Source organism: Mycobacterium mantenii (genome assembly GCF_001667865.1).
In the GTDB taxonomy this organism is placed as follows: domain Bacteria; phylum Actinomycetota; class Actinomycetes; order Mycobacteriales; family Mycobacteriaceae; genus Mycobacterium; species Mycobacterium mantenii_A.
Window position 1 is genome coordinate 65,758 of sequence record NZ_LZJP01000066.1, and the last position, 17,180, is coordinate 82,937.

At 67.2% G+C, this 17,180-nt stretch carries 17 protein-coding genes; 6 read left to right on the forward strand and 11 right to left on the reverse strand.

Going from position 1 to position 17,180, the window contains the following annotated elements:
* Positions 1-2: 2 nt before the first annotated feature.
* The 6 genes from A5688_RS10420 to A5688_RS10445 all read right to left on the reverse strand — a co-directional run bounded on the left by A5688_RS10420 (position 3) and on the right by A5688_RS10445 (position 6,731).
* Positions 3-1,451, reverse strand: a complete 1,449-nt coding sequence (locus A5688_RS10420) for a neutral zinc metallopeptidase (RefSeq protein ID WP_067826846.1) — start codon at positions 1,449-1,451, stop codon at positions 3-5.
* Between the two features lie 250 nt (positions 1,452-1,701).
* Positions 1,702-2,532, reverse strand: coding sequence for a hypothetical protein (locus A5688_RS10425; protein ID WP_067826843.1), 831 nt, complete (start codon positions 2,530-2,532; stop codon positions 1,702-1,704).
* Positions 2,533-2,943: 411 nt separating this feature from the next.
* Positions 2,944-4,413 carry a M28 family peptidase gene (locus tag A5688_RS10430; protein WP_067911018.1) on the reverse strand — a complete coding sequence of 490 codons (1,470 nt, stop codon included), beginning with the start codon at positions 4,411-4,413 and terminating at the stop codon, positions 2,944-2,946.
* Positions 4,410-5,906, reverse strand: coding sequence for a M28 family metallopeptidase (locus tag A5688_RS10435; RefSeq protein WP_067911016.1), 1,497 nt, complete (start codon positions 5,904-5,906; stop codon positions 4,410-4,412). Before A5688_RS10435 ends, A5688_RS10430 begins: the two co-directional genes overlap by 4 nt.
* 54 nt (positions 5,907-5,960) lie before the next feature.
* On the reverse strand, positions 5,961-6,389 hold the full coding sequence (locus A5688_RS10440; RefSeq protein WP_067826835.1) for a DUF2752 domain-containing protein: 429 nt from the start codon (positions 6,387-6,389) through the stop codon (positions 5,961-5,963).
* 9 nt (positions 6,390-6,398) lie between these two features.
* Positions 6,399-6,731, reverse strand: a complete 333-nt coding sequence (locus tag A5688_RS10445) for a CD225/dispanin family protein (RefSeq protein ID WP_067826833.1) — start codon at positions 6,729-6,731, stop codon at positions 6,399-6,401.
* A gap of 337 nt (positions 6,732-7,068) precedes the next feature.
* On the opposite strand from A5688_RS10445, the gene A5688_RS10450 reads away from it, so the two are divergent.
* Positions 7,069-7,596, forward strand: a complete 528-nt coding sequence (locus A5688_RS10450; RefSeq protein WP_067911012.1) for a serine/threonine protein kinase — start codon at positions 7,069-7,071, stop codon at positions 7,594-7,596.
* 91 nt (positions 7,597-7,687) lie between these two features.
* Positions 7,688-8,209 (forward strand): serine/threonine protein kinase, encoded by a 522-nt coding sequence (locus A5688_RS10455; RefSeq protein WP_067826828.1) that lies wholly within the window; start codon positions 7,688-7,690, stop codon positions 8,207-8,209.
* Between the two features lie 3 nt (positions 8,210-8,212).
* Here A5688_RS10455 and A5688_RS10460 read toward each other — a convergent pair whose 3' ends face one another.
* From A5688_RS10460 to thiO, 4 genes are read right to left on the reverse strand one after another with little or no spacing between them, the layout of a single operon-like run.
* Positions 8,213-8,980 (reverse strand): SGNH/GDSL hydrolase family protein, encoded by a 768-nt coding sequence (locus tag A5688_RS10460; protein WP_067826824.1) that lies wholly within the window; start codon positions 8,978-8,980, stop codon positions 8,213-8,215.
* A complete protein-coding gene (locus tag A5688_RS10465; protein ID WP_067826821.1) occupies positions 8,977-9,735 on the reverse strand; it encodes a thiazole synthase in 759 nt (252 codons plus the stop codon). Before A5688_RS10465 ends, A5688_RS10460 begins: the two co-directional genes overlap by 4 nt.
* A complete protein-coding gene (thiS, locus tag A5688_RS10470) occupies positions 9,728-9,925 on the reverse strand; it encodes a sulfur carrier protein ThiS (RefSeq protein WP_067826818.1) in 198 nt (65 codons plus the stop codon). The genes A5688_RS10465 and thiS overlap by 8 nt, the downstream gene beginning before the upstream one ends.
* 52 nt (positions 9,926-9,977) lie before the next feature.
* On the reverse strand, positions 9,978-11,006 hold the full coding sequence (thiO, locus tag A5688_RS10475) for a glycine oxidase ThiO (protein WP_067911009.1): 1,029 nt from the start codon (positions 11,004-11,006) through the stop codon (positions 9,978-9,980).
* A gap of 162 nt (positions 11,007-11,168) precedes the next feature.
* Between thiO and thiE the strand changes: the two genes are divergently transcribed.
* Entirely contained in the window at positions 11,169-11,852 is a 684-nt protein-coding gene (gene thiE, locus A5688_RS10480; protein WP_067826815.1) for a thiamine phosphate synthase, read from the forward strand.
* Here thiE and A5688_RS10485 read toward each other — a convergent pair.
* Positions 11,824-12,456, reverse strand: coding sequence for an NUDIX hydrolase (locus A5688_RS10485; protein WP_067911002.1), 633 nt, complete (start codon positions 12,454-12,456; stop codon positions 11,824-11,826). The two genes, thiE and A5688_RS10485, sit on opposite strands and share 29 nt — an antisense overlap.
* Positions 12,457-12,596: 140 nt before the next feature.
* On the opposite strand from A5688_RS10485, the gene glnX reads away from it, so the two are divergent.
* Genes glnX through A5688_RS10500 form a run of 3 tightly spaced genes read left to right on the forward strand, consistent with a single transcriptional unit; the run spans position 12,597 to position 17,175 of the window.
* Positions 12,597-13,916 (forward strand): protein kinase G-activating protein GlnX, encoded by a 1,320-nt coding sequence (glnX, locus tag A5688_RS10490; protein WP_067910999.1) that lies wholly within the window; start codon positions 12,597-12,599, stop codon positions 13,914-13,916.
* Positions 13,916-14,893, forward strand: coding sequence for a glutamate ABC transporter substrate-binding protein (locus A5688_RS10495; RefSeq protein WP_067826806.1), 978 nt, complete (start codon positions 13,916-13,918; stop codon positions 14,891-14,893). Before glnX ends, A5688_RS10495 begins: the two co-directional genes overlap by 1 nt.
* On the forward strand, positions 14,893-17,175 hold the full coding sequence (locus A5688_RS10500; protein ID WP_067826803.1) for a serine/threonine-protein kinase PknG: 2,283 nt from the start codon (positions 14,893-14,895) through the stop codon (positions 17,173-17,175). Before A5688_RS10495 ends, A5688_RS10500 begins: the two co-directional genes overlap by 1 nt.
* The last annotated feature ends 5 nt before the right edge of the window (positions 17,176-17,180 follow it).

A 17,180-nucleotide genomic window follows, 5' to 3' on the forward strand; every position in this document is an offset into this window, starting at 1 on the left:
CGTTACCCGGGATAGCGCGAATAACAGGCGTCCGCATTGCCGGTCACGCCACCGCGGAAGGCCGCGATCCGGGTGAAACCGGCCGGCACGCTGGTGCCATCCGCGTCGCTGGCGACCAGATGGTTGGTGAGCAGGCCGGCAACCGCTTCGTCGAGATCACCTGCGGTCAGCACCAATTGGTTGCGCGAGGGCAGGTCGATCGGCTCTGCCATCTTGCGGTGCACCACACCGGTCAGGCATGCGGTCCGCAGCGCGGTCCACGGGCTCTGCATCGGCAGGCCGCGTTCATGCTGCACCGCCAGCGCATATCTCGACATCACGACGGACAGGGCGGTGTCGTCGCCTTGCGGCAGGGTCTGTTCCTTCTCGTCGGCGACGGTGCCCATGGCGGCGAGCCCGGGCAGGTCGATGACGATGGTGTTGGTGCCCGGGCAGTAGGACGCCGGCGGGGTGGCCTTGGCATCCGGGCAATCGGCCGGCTGATAGGACAGCGCCGGTGGGCTGGTCGGGGCGAAGATCTTTCCCAGCAGCTCCATCAGAGTCGACATGGTGTCCTTGTTGATCGGCACCTCACCGGTCTCGGGTGTGCCGGTGGTGGAGTCGACCCGCAGGGCGTTGGGCAGATCACCGCGGCGCTGCTCGATTTCGTTGCGGTTGATCGCCGCGCACGCCGAAGCGCCGTTGAGGAAACCCATCTGGAAGGCGCTGATACGGTCCAGGGCCGACCCGTGCGCGTCGTCGTTTTCGGTCTCGCTGTCCATCACCGGGTCACGCGTGGTGATGATTCCCGCCAGCACGTGGTCGAGCCCGTCGGCGGTGCTCAGCGTGAAACGCGGCGACTTGCCGTCGGCGACCCAGTACAGGTAGACGCCCGCGAAGCAATCGGCCTGCTGTTCGTGAACGATGGTCGCGTCCCGCCTGGTCACCAGCTTCGCCATCTGCTGCAGCGCATGGCCGAATTCGTGTGCCAGCACACCGGTGACGGACATGTCACCGAAATACTTCTGCGCCATGGGCATGAATACGCCGCGGTCCCAGGCGATCAGGTTGCACTTGCCGGTGTAGAAGGCGTTGACGAGTTTGTAGGTGTCGTTGTGGCACACGATCGGGCTGCTCGGATTGGTGGAGTCGTAGGAGACCATCTTGCTGACCGGAACGAACTTGCCCCGCAGCGACTGGTCGTACACCGACTGCCAGTAGTCCTCGATGTCGTTGACCGACAGCAGCGCCAAGGCGTCGATCGGCCCGTTGTCGGTGTTGAGCACCTTGCCGGTGGGACTCGGTGCGTTCGAACGGATCCCGCTGGGCCCATTGGTCGCGGGAAGGCCCCCGACCAGGAAGGGGTCGTTGAGCGTCGACAGCGCGCGCCCCTCGACGAACGTCGAGCAACCGCCCACCACGAGTACCGTCGCTGCCCACACGAGTGCCGACCTGAGCGCATGGCAATTCATGACCAACCTCATCCCGACCGGCTACAGGACAGCACCAAAGCAACTCATTCTAGAGGCATTGGCGATACGCGGCAGGAGGAATGGAGGGACCCAGCAAACACGGGTCGCGCGCGGAGTCGCTAGAAACGCGGTGGCTCGGTAACACCGACTGGCTCTTACTACATCCCCAGCCAGATCCGACACATCACCACCGCAGGCGAGTTTGCGTAGCGCTGGCACACGTCAAGCTTGCGTCCGCGACCGGCCCACACTACAGACACGGCGGAGGACCTTTGGTAAAGCGCCTAACCCGGTCAGGTTCTTTCCACAGGTCGATCGTTTGAACCACCCAGTAAACGGCGAATTCGCCGATCAACGCCACCTCGGCCACCAGGCCCCAATGGCCCCTTAACCCTGTTGACTGATGAACCCAGAGAACTGCAATCAACGTCGCCAGCATCAGCCAGGCAATCCCCCAGTAGATGCGCTTATAACCGCGCTGATGCGCTGACTTCGACGGGTCCTCTCGCCCGACGACATATGCGGTGCAGAACGTGGTGGCGATGAAGGCCGAGAGCAGCAGTACCGCGGCTGCGCCGTGGGCATATGCCTTGAACGCGTCCCGAAAGAACAGCAGCGCAATCAGGCCGAGCACCATAATCAGCCAGAAAACGCACAGCGACACTATTCCCCCCGGCCTTCGCATCCGCGGGGGGCGGCCGCGCATCCATTGGATCAGCATCACCGACCAGATCACCAAATAGCCCAGACCCAATGCGATGGCGACCGCCCAAACATTGGGAAACATGGCGGCCTGGGCGTGGTCGTCGAAGTCGAGCGGCAGATTAGCCGGCCCGGCGCACAGGTCCTCGGGTCGAGGCTGCGGCACTATCGCGGCGGTCAATGCGCTGACCCCGGCCAGAGTCAACAAGACATCCTCGGTGTCGGTGCTGCCCTTGTAGATGATGAATAGCGTGCCGAGCGCCAGGAGCGCGGCGATGACGAGGCTGTGCGCGGAGGTGTAATAGTAAGTGCTGATGGCCGATTGCCAGCAGTTTGCCGATATCTTTTCGATGATCACGCCCGCACCGAGCATCACCATTAGTACGACCATGGCGACGCGTAAGTCGCGGTATATGGCAAGCGTGACGGGAGTCCGAGGCCGGCCGGGGCTAGTCATGTTCGGTACCTGTTTGTGGACGATGTCGGGCGATATGGCTGACTGCACAGGATTTTAGGGACATTAGTCCAACGGTGTGCAGCTATGCGCTTCTGATTTGAAGTCGCGCCGCAGCGCTGTTGAGAGGGGGTATGCCACGGTGTCCCGCGCCATCTGGCAGCTGGCGATCACGCCAGCACCGAAACGTCTTCATCGAATGATGACCTGACACAGCGCCTTGAGATTCGACGTCTGCGTCGGCCCGCCGTTCGATGCCGTCGCGATCCACTGACACGGTAACGGGACCTGCTTTCGCGGCAAGGACTTCCGAAGCATCAAACCGCGGCCGACAAGTTACGGAACCCGGGTGCGATGCCTCTTGTTGTGCGGCGGCACACCGTTGACCCCACCGATCGACTCCGCGTAGCTACCGACGGCGAACCCGACGCCAGAACCCATGACCGCCAACGCTTCCCGGTTGATGTTGTCGACGGTGTCGCGCGGGCTCTGGAAGTTCGGGTCGAACGGCACGCCGGCCTGGCCGCCCCACAATCGGGCCTGCACGGGGGTTTTCGGCTGTGACGCGCCGGTGGTCATGCCCCCGACGGGCACGCCCGCAACCATGAAGGGGTGGTAGTCGGCCCTGGTGTCCAGCGGCATGTCCGCGGGACGCTTGCCGGCGAGGTTCAGGTAACCGGCCAGCGTGCGTTCGATGCCCGCCGAGCCTTCCGGCACGTCCGCGGCGGAGATGCCCGGCCCGGGCGGGCCGGACTGATCGCCGTCGTCGGTGAAGAATCCCGCGTTGGGCGAACCCAGCATGGTGAAGTTCAAATACAGCGCGATGTCGTTGAGTTGGTCGCGGTCCATGCCGAACACGTAGTCCATGACGCCGTTACGCCCGTCCTCCTCGGCGCCCCAGAACACGAACCGCACCGCGTTGTTCACCGGCGCCAGCGCGCCCAGCTGCAGCGCCGACTCCAACACGGCCGCCACCCCGGAACCGTCGTCGTTGATCCCGGGCCCGGCGCGCGAGCCGTCCAGATGCGCGCCCACCACGACGACGTCATGCGCCGACCCGGTCTTGGTCTGCGCCACGACATTTCGGGAAGTGATCTTGACGTTCTGCGCGTCCAGCACCAGACGTATCGGCGCGGTGGCGCCGGTCAGCGCGGCGGCGCCGGACGAACCCAGCACGGCGACCGGCACGGTCAGCTGTTTGAAGTAACCGGGGGTGAACAGCGTGGGCGGAGCCCCCCGCCCGGTGGGGGAACTGAGCACGATCAGCGCGCTCGCGCCCCGGGCCACCGCGCTGTTCTGTTTGTCGACCACCGAACAGTGCGCGTCGTCGACGATGGCGATCGCCCCCTTGGGCACGGTCACCGGGTAATCGCCTGCCGCACAACCCGACGGCTGTGTCGGCCGGATCGGCGGTCCCGTCAGTCCGCCGGGCGGTGTCTGAACCAGCAACGAGGCCTGGTCAACGGGATAGGTGCGTCCCGCGACGGTCAGCGTCGGCTTGCCCAACGACACGGTGTAGAGACGGTCGAACTGCGGAGTCTGTACGTCGAAACCTTTGTCGCGCAATGCTTTAGCCACATAGTCGACGCTGGCGTTGAAACCCGGTGTCCCGTCCGCGCGGTTGCCGCCGTTGGCGTTGGCGATGTTCTGCAAGGCGCGCAGGTGGGTCAGCATGCCCTCGGCGTTCACGCGTTTGGCCAGGCTATGCCCGAGGTCCGGGGCCGCCGTCGGCAGCCCCGGCCGCGTCGACGAACAACCGGCCACCACGGCGATCAGCAGCAGGGTCGCAGCCAGCCGGGAGATCATGATTTGACGAGCACGTGCCGGGTGCGGTCCGCCATGATGGGGACGCCGTTATGGCCGCCGAGGTCTTGCGCGTAGAGACCGAGCGCGTAGGCCACGCCGCCACCGTTGATTCCCAATGCGGTGCGGTCGATGTGGTCGAGGGTGTCGGTTTTCTGGTGGTAGTTGGGGTCGAACGGTTGGTCGGCGGTGCCGCCCCACAACTTGGCCTGGTCGGCAGACATTTTCCCCTCGGCGCCCGAGAACAGGCCGCCGGAGGGGATGCCCGCCAGGGTGAATCCGTCGTAGTCGGACCGTCCGTCGAATGAGGTGTCCTGCGCGGTCTTTCCGGCCGACTTCAGGTAGGCGACCAGCGTGCGCTCGATACCGGCCGACCCCTCGGGCACCACCGGCTGCCCGCGAGCGTCCACGGGCAGGGACTGGTCACCGTCGTAGGTGAAGTAGCCGGGGTTCGGCGAGGCGAGCATGTCGAAATTGAGGTACAGCGCAATGTTTTTCAGCGCCGTCAGGTCCAGCGACTCGACGTAGTTGCGCGACCCGATCAATCCGAGCTCCTCTGCGCCCCAGAAGCCGAACCGCACCGCATTGTGCACCTGTGGCGAACTTCCTAGCCGCACAGCGGTTTCCAGTATGGCGGCCACACCCGATCCGTTGTCGTTGATCCCCGGCCCGTCGGGCACGCTGTCCAGGTGCGCCCCCGCCATCACCACGTCGGTCGCCGACCCGGTCTTGGTCTGCGCAATCACATTGCGGGCGCGGAAACTCTGGGCGCTGGCATTGAGCTTGATCGTGGTGGGCCCGGGCTGCCCGCGCAGCTGCACTCCCACCGAGCGGGTCACGCTCAGCACCGGAATCTTCACCTCGGTGGCCGGCCCGAGCGTGCCGCCCATCTGTTGTTCGTCGACGTTGTCGGCGATGATCATCGCCACCGCGCCACGCTGTGCGGCCGCGTCTTCCTTCTGAGCGAACGGGCACGTGCCGCGATCCACCAGCAGCACGGCGCCCCGCACCGGCAGGTTGGCGTAATCGGCTGGCGCGCAGCCGAGGTTGTCGGCCGGCGCGGCGACCAGCGGCCCGCTCACCCCGTCCGGCCCGGTGCCCAGGCTGAAGTCCAGCGCCCGCGCCTCCACCGGTCTGCCACCGACGGTCAGTTCCGGCTTTTCCGCGTGGAACACCCGCGCCGAGAATTCAGGGGTTTGCACATCAAATCCACTGCCGCGCAGCACGTTTACCACGTAGTCAACGCTGGCCTCATATCCGGGCGTCCCCACCGCCCGGGTGCCGTTGTTCGCGTTGGCGATGTCTTGCAGCTTGGTCAGGTGAGCCATCATCGCTTCGGCCGTGACCTTGCCCCGCAAGGCGGAGGCAAACTTGCCGGCGGCGGGGTCCCCGCTCGTTTGCTGGGCGTCAGACGGCCGGTGGAAGCAGGCGGCTGAGAATACGGTTACGGCGATCACGGCGAGCAACGCCCGAATCGTCGTGGATTTGTTCACCATCGCGCCCCAGGTTAGACCGCGGCCCGAGCGGCCCGGATCAGGACACGGCGGGTATCAGACGTGCAGTGCGCTGAAGGGCGCAAAAGGGATGTTGCGCACCACGAACCAGGCCAGCACCAATGACAGTGTCACGACGGCGGCCCACCGTCGGTGTTGCCAACTGCGGATCCGCCGACCCACCAGGCGCCCGTAGGTCCAGGAAAAGTACGCCCACACCAACAGCACGACAGCCGCCAGGCCCAACGCATTGAACCTGGCGGCCGCCAACACATTGCCGTGCATGAGCGAATACAGCATGCGCAAGCTGCCGCAGCCGGGACAGTCGATCCCCAACAACGCCTTGGTGGGGCATACCGGCAGCGGGCCGTTCGGGGTGGTCGGGTCACTCGCCCAGATGGCGGCGCACATCAGCGTTGAGGATGCGGCCACCACCAGCGGCGCACCCAGATTCGCGTGCGTCGCCGCCCCCCAGCGGGTCACCATGATCGAACTTTAGAACATCGCGGCGAGTGCCGCGTTGGTGTTCGTGTTCAGCGCACCGACCGCCATCAAGATTCCATAGATGACACCGACGACGACGCCGATGACCGCCGACCAGATCACCCATTTCTTGGCGCTGTCGGCCGATGCCTGCGCTTCGGCGAAACGGCCCTGCGCCCACAACCCATTGACCTGGCTCGACTTGACGATCGCCACGATTCCGAAGGGAAGACAGCAGAAGAGGGTCACCAGGATCGACCACACCAGATAGTTATTCGGCGCTTGGCCGGCCGGCTGTTGCGGCGGGTAACCCGGGGGTGGCGGCGGAGGAGGGGGTTGTGTCATGGATTCTCCAGTCAAGAGAAGTTAGCTGGCGTAAAGCGGTGCTAACCATACCCGAGCGGACTCTGATCGGCACTAGCAATGAATAAATCCGGTTTAGGGCACCCCGGGCGCGAGTTATCCCCGATACGGCTGCGGACGCCGAAAGGCGGGATTACCGCCGCGCGTCAACATAATTCGAGATCCGGCGCAATCACCGCCGCACCACTATGATTTGCCTGGGCCTCTGCGGGTTGAGCCGGGAAGGATGCCTACACAGATAATTGCCTGCGGAATGTGTTGCTTTACCACGACATAGCCCTACTATCCGTGTTTAGAAGCGGCCGTTAAGGAGCCATTCATGTCTGATTTCAGCAACGTGCTGCGGGCGGCGACGGCAACCGCGCTGACGGGCGGTGTGGCCTTAGCGGGCAGCGTTACGGCGAGCGCGGATCCCGCCGCCGGTAGCCCGTCGGATATCAACAAGCTTGCGGCCTCGCTGTCGAAGGGCTACGGCCTGAACAACTGCACCGCCCAGAACATCGACCGCAGCACGCAACTGGCGGTGCTCACCTGCGGGCACAGCCCCGACCCGAGCGGTCCGGTCCGGGCCAAGTACGTCCTGTTCACCAACACCGACAACTTGGCGACCTCGTTCAGGGCCACTATCAAAGAGGACGTCCTGACCCCGTGCGGGGACGCCAACCAGTCGCCGTCGAACTGGCATAAAGACGGTTCGACCGCCAGCGCCGGGCAGGCGGCGTGCGGCACTTACCAAAACGGTGCCGAGATCATCTGGACCACGGACGCCAAGAACACGCTGAGCTACCTGCGCGGACCCAACACCGACGTTGCGGCCCTCTACCAATGGTGGCGCGCCAACGGGTGACAGTCCGGCTGGGCGCCGCAACCGATCCTGAACAGATAACCGAGAAACGTTCGCCCCTCTTTATTTCCATCAACCGCAGGGAGTCAGGAAAATGTCACATCTCAACACCGCGCTGCGAGCCGTGTCCGTCGCAGCTTTCACAGGCAGTCTGGCTCTCGCGGGCAGTGGCACCGCGATCGCCGAACCCAACACGGGTACCGCGGCGGACATGAACACGCTGGCCGCCTCCCTGTCGAAGGGCTACGGCCTGAACAACTGCAAGTCGCAGGAGCTCTCTGAAACCGGAGAACTGGCCGAACTCGTCTGCGGGCAAAACCCCGACTCGAACGGGCCGGGATCAGGCGTTTACGCGCTCTTCTCCAGCAGCACGAATCTGGGCTCCGCCTTCAGTTCCACCATCAAAGACGTGTCTCTGGCCGCGTGTGGGGACGCCGGGGCGTCCCCGGGAACCTGGAAACAGAACGGCCAGACCGGCGGCCAGATCGCGTGTGGCACTTATAAGAACTATGCGACGTTGACCTGGACCACCGACGCCAAGAATGTGCTCGGTCACCTGACCGCGTCCAATTCCGACGTCAACGCGCTCTACCAGTGGTGGCGCACCAACGGCTGACGTTTACAGCTGAGCGGCAATCAAATCCGCCACCGCGCGCATCCCGTCGGCGTTCGGGTGTAAGGGAGCGGGGCGTCCCGGCACCGGGACACCGAAGCGCGCCGGCAGCGTCGTCCACGGCTCCGCCGACCACGCGTGGTGTTGGCGGCCGGCCGCGCCCGCGCGGATGACTTCGCAACCGGTCGCCACGGCGGCGTCGGCCGTCATCCTCTCCAGCGTGGCGGCCACGTGCCGGCCCAGGTCGGCATCGGCGGGCGACAGCGGCGCGGCCGGCACACCCGCCGGCGGCAGGATGGTCAGGTAGTCGACGAAGAAAACCCTTGCCCGGGCGGATCGTTGACGCAGGGCACGGCCGACCGCGCACAGCGACTCGAACACCGCGTCCAGGGCCCGATCCCGCGCCTCGCGATCCAGCAGTTCGGCGATTCGATTCCCCAGCAGCGGCAGGTGACGCAGTGGACGCGGCAGTGAGGCGGCCACCAACAGCGGAATGTAGCCCACGTCGTTGCCGCCGATGGTGACCGTGATCAGGCTCTCGGTGCCGTCCAGCGCGGCGATCTGCGGTGGTGCGCCGCGTTGGATTTCGGCGAGGACGTGCGCGGTGGTCGCCCCGGAGAAGGTGACGTCGACCAGGTCGTGGTGGTAACGCTGCGCGATCAGATGCGCGTAGTTGCGCGCGGATCGGCCCGACCAGCGCGGGGCCCCCGCGGCGCGGGGCCGGATGCCGGGGCCGGCAGCCATCGAACTCCCCAGCGCGACATAACGACTCATCGCTGCGGGCTCGAAGCCTGTGCCCAGAATCGCTTCGGGATGCGCCCGGCGCGCCGGGCCAGATACCCGGCGGTCACGGCGGCGGCCATGGCAGCGGCCATCGCCGCGGGATCGGCGGCCCTGGTCACCGCGGTCGCCAACAACACGGCGTCGCAACCCAATTCCATCGCCAGTGCGGCGTCGCTGGCGGTTCCGATGCCGGCGTCGAGCACCACCGGAACGCCTGCCCGGGCGACGATCATCTCGATGTTGTGCGGATTGGTGATGCCGAGGCCGGTGCCGATGGGCGAACCCAGCGGCATCACCGCCGCGCATCCGGCGTCCTCGAGCCGGCGCGCCAGCACCGGATCATCGTTGGTGTAGGGCAGCACGACGAACCCGTCATCAACCAATTGCTCTGCAGCTCGCACCAATTCGACCGCGTCGGGCAGCAGCGTGCGTTCGTCGGCGATCACCTCGAGCTTGATCCAGTTGGTGTTCAGCGCCTCGCGGGCCAACTGCGCGGTGAGCACCGCCTCGGCCGCGCCGCGGCAACCCGCGGTGTTCGGCAGCGGCGTGATGCCCAGTCGGTTGAGCAGGTCGAGCAATCCGGTGCCGCCCTCGGCGTCGACCCGGCGTATCGCGACGGTGGTCAGTTCCGTGCCCGACGCCACCAGAGCCTCTTCCAGCACCGCGAGGTTGCTCGCTCCCCCGGTCCCCATGATGAGCCGCGACGCGAAGCTGCGGTCGCCGATGGTCAGCTTTGTATCAGCCACCTTGCACCGCCGTCACTATCTCGAGCCGGGCACCGTCGAAAAGTTCGGTGGCCCAGCGGGATCGCGGCAGCACCGCATCGTCCATGGCCACTGCCACGCCGCGGTCCGGAAACCCCAGGGAATCCAGCAGCGCGGCGATGGTGGTGTGCGCGTCGACATCGACCTTTTGCTCGTTGACCACGACGATCATTAGCGCCGCTCCTTCTCATCGCATCGCTGAAGCATCGTCGCAGCGCGGATCATCAAAGTGCTCCCACCGGGGCCAGTTCGGAAACGATCTGCTCGGCCGTCCAGGGCGCCAGCAGGAAGCCCGACCGGCCGTGCCCGGCAGCGACCAGCGTTCGCGCGTCCAGGCGATGCACCAACGGCAGATTGTCGGGGGTCATCGGGCGCAGCCCGGCGGCGCACTCGGCGAGTTCGTATTCACCCAGCGCCGGCAGCACCGCGCACGCGTCGTCGAGCAGGTCGCGCACCCCCGAGACGACGGGGGCGGTGTCGCGCCCGTGTTCGTACTGGGTGGCACCGACGACCACACCGTCCGCGCGCGGCACCAGATACACCTGCCGTCCGTGTACGCGAGCGCGAACAACGCGCTGCGGCAACGGCATACAACCCTTTCGCCACCGCAGTCGCAGCACTTCGCCTTTCACCGGGCGCACCTGCAGGCCCGGCCACAACGCGGGGGCGTCGATGCCGTTGGCGATCACCACCGCGTCACCCTCGACGCGCGACAGGTCGTGCGCCGGCGGCGCCCAGCACACCCCGAGACGCTCGCACTCCGCGCTCAGCGCGTCCAGCACGGCCCGGTTGTCGACGGCCAGCTCGGTGGGCGCCCGAAAGCCGTGCCGGATGCCCTGCGCCAGCAGCGGTTCGACGTCGCGCGCGGTCGACTCCCACACCACCGGATGCCCCTGGGCGGACAACCACTCGGCGACGGTGCGCAGGTCGGCGAAGTCGGCACGGTCGACGGCCACCACCAGCGACTCGCGCGCGGTGACCACCTCGGGCGGCAACCCGTCCAGGAACCCGCCCTCGCGCCACATCCGCAGCGATTCCAGGCCCAGCCGCAACAGGTGTTCCTCGCCGGGCCAGCCCTCGCTGTGCGGCGCCAGCATGCCGCCGGCGACCCATGATGCGCCCTTCTCGGAAGTGCGATGCACCCGCACCGACAACCCGGCCTGTGCCGCGCGACGCGCCACCGCGAGCCCGATGACGCCGCCGCCGATGACGGCCAGGGACCCCAGTGGTGGCCCGGAGGGCGTCCCGGTCATTCGCAAGCCTCCCTTCGCCGGCATGATCCGGATCAGGTGTGACGGTAAGGGCAGGCCCGGGTGGCTCCGGCTGTGCCCACTCTCAGCCCCGCATTGACTACCCGGGACTCCCGTGTCTAGTAGTTTTCTTCGGCCTCCACGCTAGCGCGCTAGCGTCTCGGTGTGCAGCGTCCCTTTGATAGACGACTTTCCGCTCTGGCCGAAGCGCGCCTGTATCTGTGCACCGACGCGCGCCGTGAGCGCGGCGATCTGGCCGACTTCGCCGACGCCGCCCTGGCCGGCGGCGTGGACATCATCCAGCTGCGCGACAAGGGATCGGCCGGTGAGCAGCGGTTCGGACCGCTCGAGGCGCGCGACGAGCTGGCGGCGTGCCAGATCCTGGCCGACGCGGCCCGCCGGCACGGCGCCTTGTTCGCCGTCAACGACCGCGCCGACATCGCCCGCGCCGCCCGCGCCGATGTGCTGCACCTCGGTCAGGGCGACCTGCCGCTGGCCGTCGCGCGCGACATCGTCGGGCCGGACATGCTGCTCGGCCTGTCCAGCCACGACACCGACCAGGCGACCGCGGCGGCACTCAGCCAAGCGGACTACTTCTGCGTCGGCCCGTGCTGGCCGACGCCCACCAAACCGGACCGCGCCGCGCCCGGCCTGCCGCTGGTGCGGGTGGCGGCCGAGCTGGGAACCGACAAGCCGTGGTTCGCGATCGGCGGCATCGACGAGCAGCGGCTGCCGGAGGTGCTCGGCGCCGGTGCCCGGCGCATCGTGGTGGTGCGGGCGATCACCGCGGCCGCGGACCCGCGGGCAGCGGCCCGACGGCTCAGTTCGGCGCTGGCAGCAGCTCGCTGATCCGGCGGGTCAGCTGCGAGGGCGCCTGGTCGGCCTCACCGGGCATACACCAAACGAAGACGCCGGCCTCGATCTCGATCGTGCGCGGCAGGTATTGCCGTCGCTCGTCGCGGCGGCCCAGCGGCAACAGCGCCGGCGCGGTGCGCAGCCGCTGCCAGCTGGCCGCGAATCCGGGATGCAGCGGCAGGTCGGCCACTTCGTTTTCGGCGACCCAGCGCATCTCGGCGCTCTCCCGGTTGGGGACGGTGTGCAGCAACTCATCCGCGTCGGCAACGACGGTGGTGTAGCTCCACCGCGTGCCGGCGATCCCGGCAACCTCGGCCGTGACCACGGTCGCGCGCACGGTGAGCCGCTCGCTGAGCAGCCCGGCCTCCTCGTTCGCTTCGCGGACCGCCGTCTCCTCCGGCGTCTCGTGGCTGTCCCGGGCGCCGCCGGGCAGCCCCCAGGTCCCGCCCTGATGACTCCAGACCGCGCGATGCTGCAACAGCACCGCGGGCGTGCCATCGGGTTGCGGGGCCCGCACCAGCAAACCGGCCGCGCCGAAGCGGCCCCAGTAATGGGCGCCGCTGTCGGAGATCACCCACCCGTCACCGTCGCCCTGCACTGATTCAGGATATGCAGACTTGGTTAGGGCGCCGTCAATTGCGTCTACCTCCACCCATCCATCCGAACATGCTCTTAGACTTCGCTTATAGAGGTCCGTGCAGCGAAACGAAGTGGCCAAGAGATGAGGGCTGATAAGACGTGACGGTTGAGCTGGCGCATCCGTCGACCGAGCCGCAGGGATCGCGGTCACCGGCCGAACCGGCTCATCCACGCTGGTGGTTCATCTCGACGACGCCCGGCCGCATCCTGACCATCGGCATCGTGCTCGCCGCGCTCGGCGGGATCAGCGCCTTCGCCACCTCGACCACCATCAACCACCGGCAGCAAGTGCTCACCACGGTGCTCAACCACACCGAGCCGCTGTCGTTCGCCGCCGGGCGGCTCTACACGACGCTGTCGGTGGCCGACGCCGCGGCGGCCACCGCGTTCATCGCCGAGGCCGAGCCCCAGCCCGTTCGCCAGCGCTACGAGCAGGCCATCACCGACGCGTCGGTCGCCGTGACCCGGGCCTCGAGCGGCCTCACCGACGAACCCCTGGTGCAGCTGCTGGGCCGGATCAACGCGGAGCTGGCCGTCTACACCGGCCTGATCGAAATCGCCCGAACCAACAACCGGGAGGGCAACCCGGTCGGGTCGTCGTACCTGTCGGAGGCGTCGGGGCTGATGCAGTCGACCATCCTGCCCGACGCGGCGCGGCTCTATCAGGCGACGTCGGAGCGGGTGGACGCCGAAACCACCGCGTCGACGCAGATTCCGGCGCCGGTCATCATGGTGGTCGGCGCCACCGTGGTCTTCGGCGCCTTCTCCCACCGCTGGTTGGCGCGGCGCACCCGGCGCCGAATCAACCCAGGCCTGGTGGTGGGCGCACTCGCTATCCTCGTCATGGTGGTTTGGGTTGGAACTGCGCTGACCATTTCTACGACGGCCAGTCGTAGCGCGAAGGACACTGCCGCCGAATCCCTCAAGACCGTCACCAACGTCGCCATCACCGCCCAGCAGGCGCGCGCCGACGAGACGCTGTCGCTGATCCGGCGCGGGGACGAAGAAAAGCGCAAGCAGTCGTTCTATCAGCGCATCGATTCCATGCACCGCCAGCTCGACCAATACATGTCCCGCAGCGACGCCGTCGACAAGCCGGACCTGGAGGGCGCCGATCAGCTGCTGTTGCGCTGGCGGCAGGCCAACGACCGAATCACCTCGTACATCTCGGTGGGTAACTACCGCGCCGCGACCCAGGTGGCGCTGGGCAGCAGCGAAGAAGATTCCACCCCGGCGTTCGACAAGCTGGAAGACGAGCTGGTCAAGGCCATGGATCAGGGTCGCATCCACCTGCGCAACGACGTCATCAACGCGCGCAGCGGACTGTCCGGCGCCCAGGTGGGTGGCGTGGTGCTCAGCCTCGGCGCCGCCATCGCGGTGGCGCTGGGCCTGTGGCCGAGGCTGAAAGAGTATCGATAATGATCCGCCTGCCCCTCCTTCGCCGGGCGTGCACCGTGGCCGCCGCGGCGGTGGTGCTGGCGGGCTGCGGACACACCGAATCGCTGCGTGTCGCCAGCGTGCCGACGTTGCCGCCGCCGACACCGGTCGGCATGGAGCAGTTGCCACCGCAGCCGCCGCTGCCGCCCGACGGGCCCAATGAAAACTGCGATCTCACGGCCAGCCTGCGCCCCTTTGCCACCAAGGCGGAGGCCGACGCGGCGGTCGCCGACATCCGCGCCCGTGGCCGGCTGATCGTCGGGCTCGACATCGGCAGCAACCTGTTCAGCTTCCGCGACCCGATCACCGGCGAGATCACCGGTTTCGACGTCGACATCGCCGGCGAGATCGCGCGCGACATCTTCGGGGCACCGTCGCACGTCGAATACCGGATCCTGTCGTCGGACGAGCGGGTCACCGCCCTGCAGCGCTCCGAAGTCGACGTCGTGGTCAAGACCATGACCATCACCTGCGACCGGCGCAAGCTGGTGAACTTCTCGACCGTGTACCTCGACGCCAATCAGCGCATCCTGGCCCCGCGCGACTCGTCGATCGTCAAGGTCGCCGACCTGTCCGGCAAGCGTGTCTGCGTGGCCAAGGGCACCACGTCGCTGCACCGGATCCAGCAGATCGATCCGCCGCCCGTCGTGGTGTCGGTGGTCAACTGGGCCGACTGCCTGGTGGCGATGCAGCAACGGGAGATCGACGCCGTCAGCACCGATGATTCGATCCTGGCCGGTCTGGTCGAAGAGGACCCCTACCTGCACATCGTTGGCCCCAACATGGCCACCCAGCCCTACGGCATCGGGGTGAACTTGAACAACACCGGGCTGGTGCGGTTCGTCAACGGCACTCTGGAGCGGATCCGCCGCGACGGCACGTGGAACACGTTGTACCGCAAGTGGTTGACGGTGCTGGGCCCCGCGCCGGCCCCGCCCACACCGAGGTATCTGGACTGATGGCCGAGCCGGACAAGCACACCGAGCAGCCGGAATCCGGCTCGGAGGACGTCGGGCCGGGCACCCAGCCGGCCGACGTGCAAAGCGGCGCCGCGACGGGACGCCTGCAGGCCACCCAGGCGCTGTTCCGCCCCGACTTCGACGACGATGACGACGACGACTTTCCGCACATCTCGCTGGGTGCCCTGGACACCGACCCGCAGGACCGCATGACGGTGGCGACGCGCTCGGTGCCTGCGGTCAGACAGCTCGGCGGTGGCCTGGTCGAGATCCCGCGCGGACGGGACATTGATCCGGTCGAAGCCCTGATGACCAACCCGGTGGTGCCGGAGTCCAAGCGCTTCTGCTGGAACTGCGGAAAACCGGTGGGCCGGTCCAGCAAGAAGGCCAAGGGCACGTCGGAGGGTTGGTGCCCGGCCTGCGGCAGCCCGTATTCGTTTCTGCCGCAACTCAATCCCGGCGATATCGTCGCCGGCCAGTACGAGGTCAAGGGCTGCATCGCGCACGGCGGCCTGGGCTGGGTCTACCTGGCGGTCGACCACAACGTCAACGACCGGCCGGTGGTGCTCAAGGGTTTGGTGCACTCCGGCGACGCGGAGGCGCAGGCGATCGCGATGGCCGAACGACAGTTCCTGGCCGAGGTGGTCCACCCGCAGATCGTGCAGATCTTCAACTTCGTCGAACACAAGGACCAGCACCAGAATCCGATCGGACTCATCGTCATGGAGTACGTCGGTGGGCAGCCGCTCAAGCACGGGAAGGGCGAGAAGCTACCCGTCGCCGAGGCCGTCGCCTACCTGCTGGAAATCCTGCCCGCGCTGAGCTATCTGCACTCCATCGGCCTGGTCTACAACGACCTCAAGCCCGAGAACATCATGCTCACCGAAGAGCAGCTCAAGTTGATCGACCTGGGCGCGGTGTCGCGAATCAATTCGTTCGGATACCTTTATGGCACACCGGGTTTCCAGGCACCGGAGATCGTGCGGACCGGCCCGACCGTCGCCACCGACATCTACACGGTGGGCCGCACGCTGGCCGCCCTCACGCTCAACCTGCAGACCCGCAACGGCCGTTACGTCGACGGCCTGCCCGAACACGACCCGGTGTTGACCACCTACGACTCCTTCCGCCGGGTGCTCCGCCGCGCCACCGATCCCGACCCGCGGCGCCGGTTCGCCAGCACCGAGGAGCTGTCCGCCCAGCTGCTGGGTGTGCTGCGCGAGGTGGTCGCCCACGACAGCGGGACGCCGCGGCCGGGCCTGTCGACCATCTTCAGCCCCAGCCGCTCGACGTTCGGGGTGGACTTGCTGGTCGCACACACCGACGTGTACCTGGACGGCCAGGTCCACTCCGAGAAGCTGACCGCCCGCGAGATCGTGACCGCATTGCAGGTGCCGCTGGTGGATCCGGCCGACGTCGCGGCCCCCGTTCTGCAGGCGACGGTGTTGTCCCAGCCGGTTCAGACGCTGGATTCGTTGCGCGCGGCCCGGCACGGCACGCTGGACGCCGACGGCGTCGAGGTGTCCGAGTCGACCGAACTGCCGCTGATGGAGGTCCGCGCGCTGCTCGATCTCGGCGACGTGGCCAAGGCCACCCGCAAGCTCGACGACCTGGCCGAGCGGGTCGGCTGGCAATGGCGGCTGGTGTGGTACAAGGCCGTGGCCGAGCTACTCACCGGCGATTACGACTCGGCCACAACGCATTTCATCGAAGTGCTGGACACCTTCCCCGGCGAGCTGGCACCCAAGCTGGCGCTGGCCGCCACCGCCGAACTGGCCGGCGACGTCGACGACCACAAGTTCTACGAGACGGTGTGGAAGACGAATGACGGCGTCATCTCGGCGGCGTTCGGATTGGCCAGAACGCTTTCCGCGGAAGGGGATCGGGCCGCGGCGGTGCGCACGCTGGACGAGGTGCCTGCCACCTCGAGGCACTTCACCACCGCGCGACTGACCAGCGCTGTGACCCTGTTGTCCGGCCGCACCAAGAGCGAGATCACCGAAGAGGACATCCGCGACGCGGCCCGGCGGGTGGAGGCTTTGCCGCCCACCGAACCGCGCGTGCTGCAGATCCGCGCCCTGGTGCTGGGCTGTGCGATGGACTGGCTGGAAGACAACAAGGCCAGCACCAACCACATCCTCGGGTTCCCGTTCACCGAGCACGGGCTGCGGCTGGGCGTCGAGGCGGCGCTGCGCAATCTGGCCCGCGTCGCCCCCACCCAGCGGCACCGCTACGCGCTGGTGGACATGGCGAACCGGGTTCGGCCCACCAGCACGTTCTAGGGCCG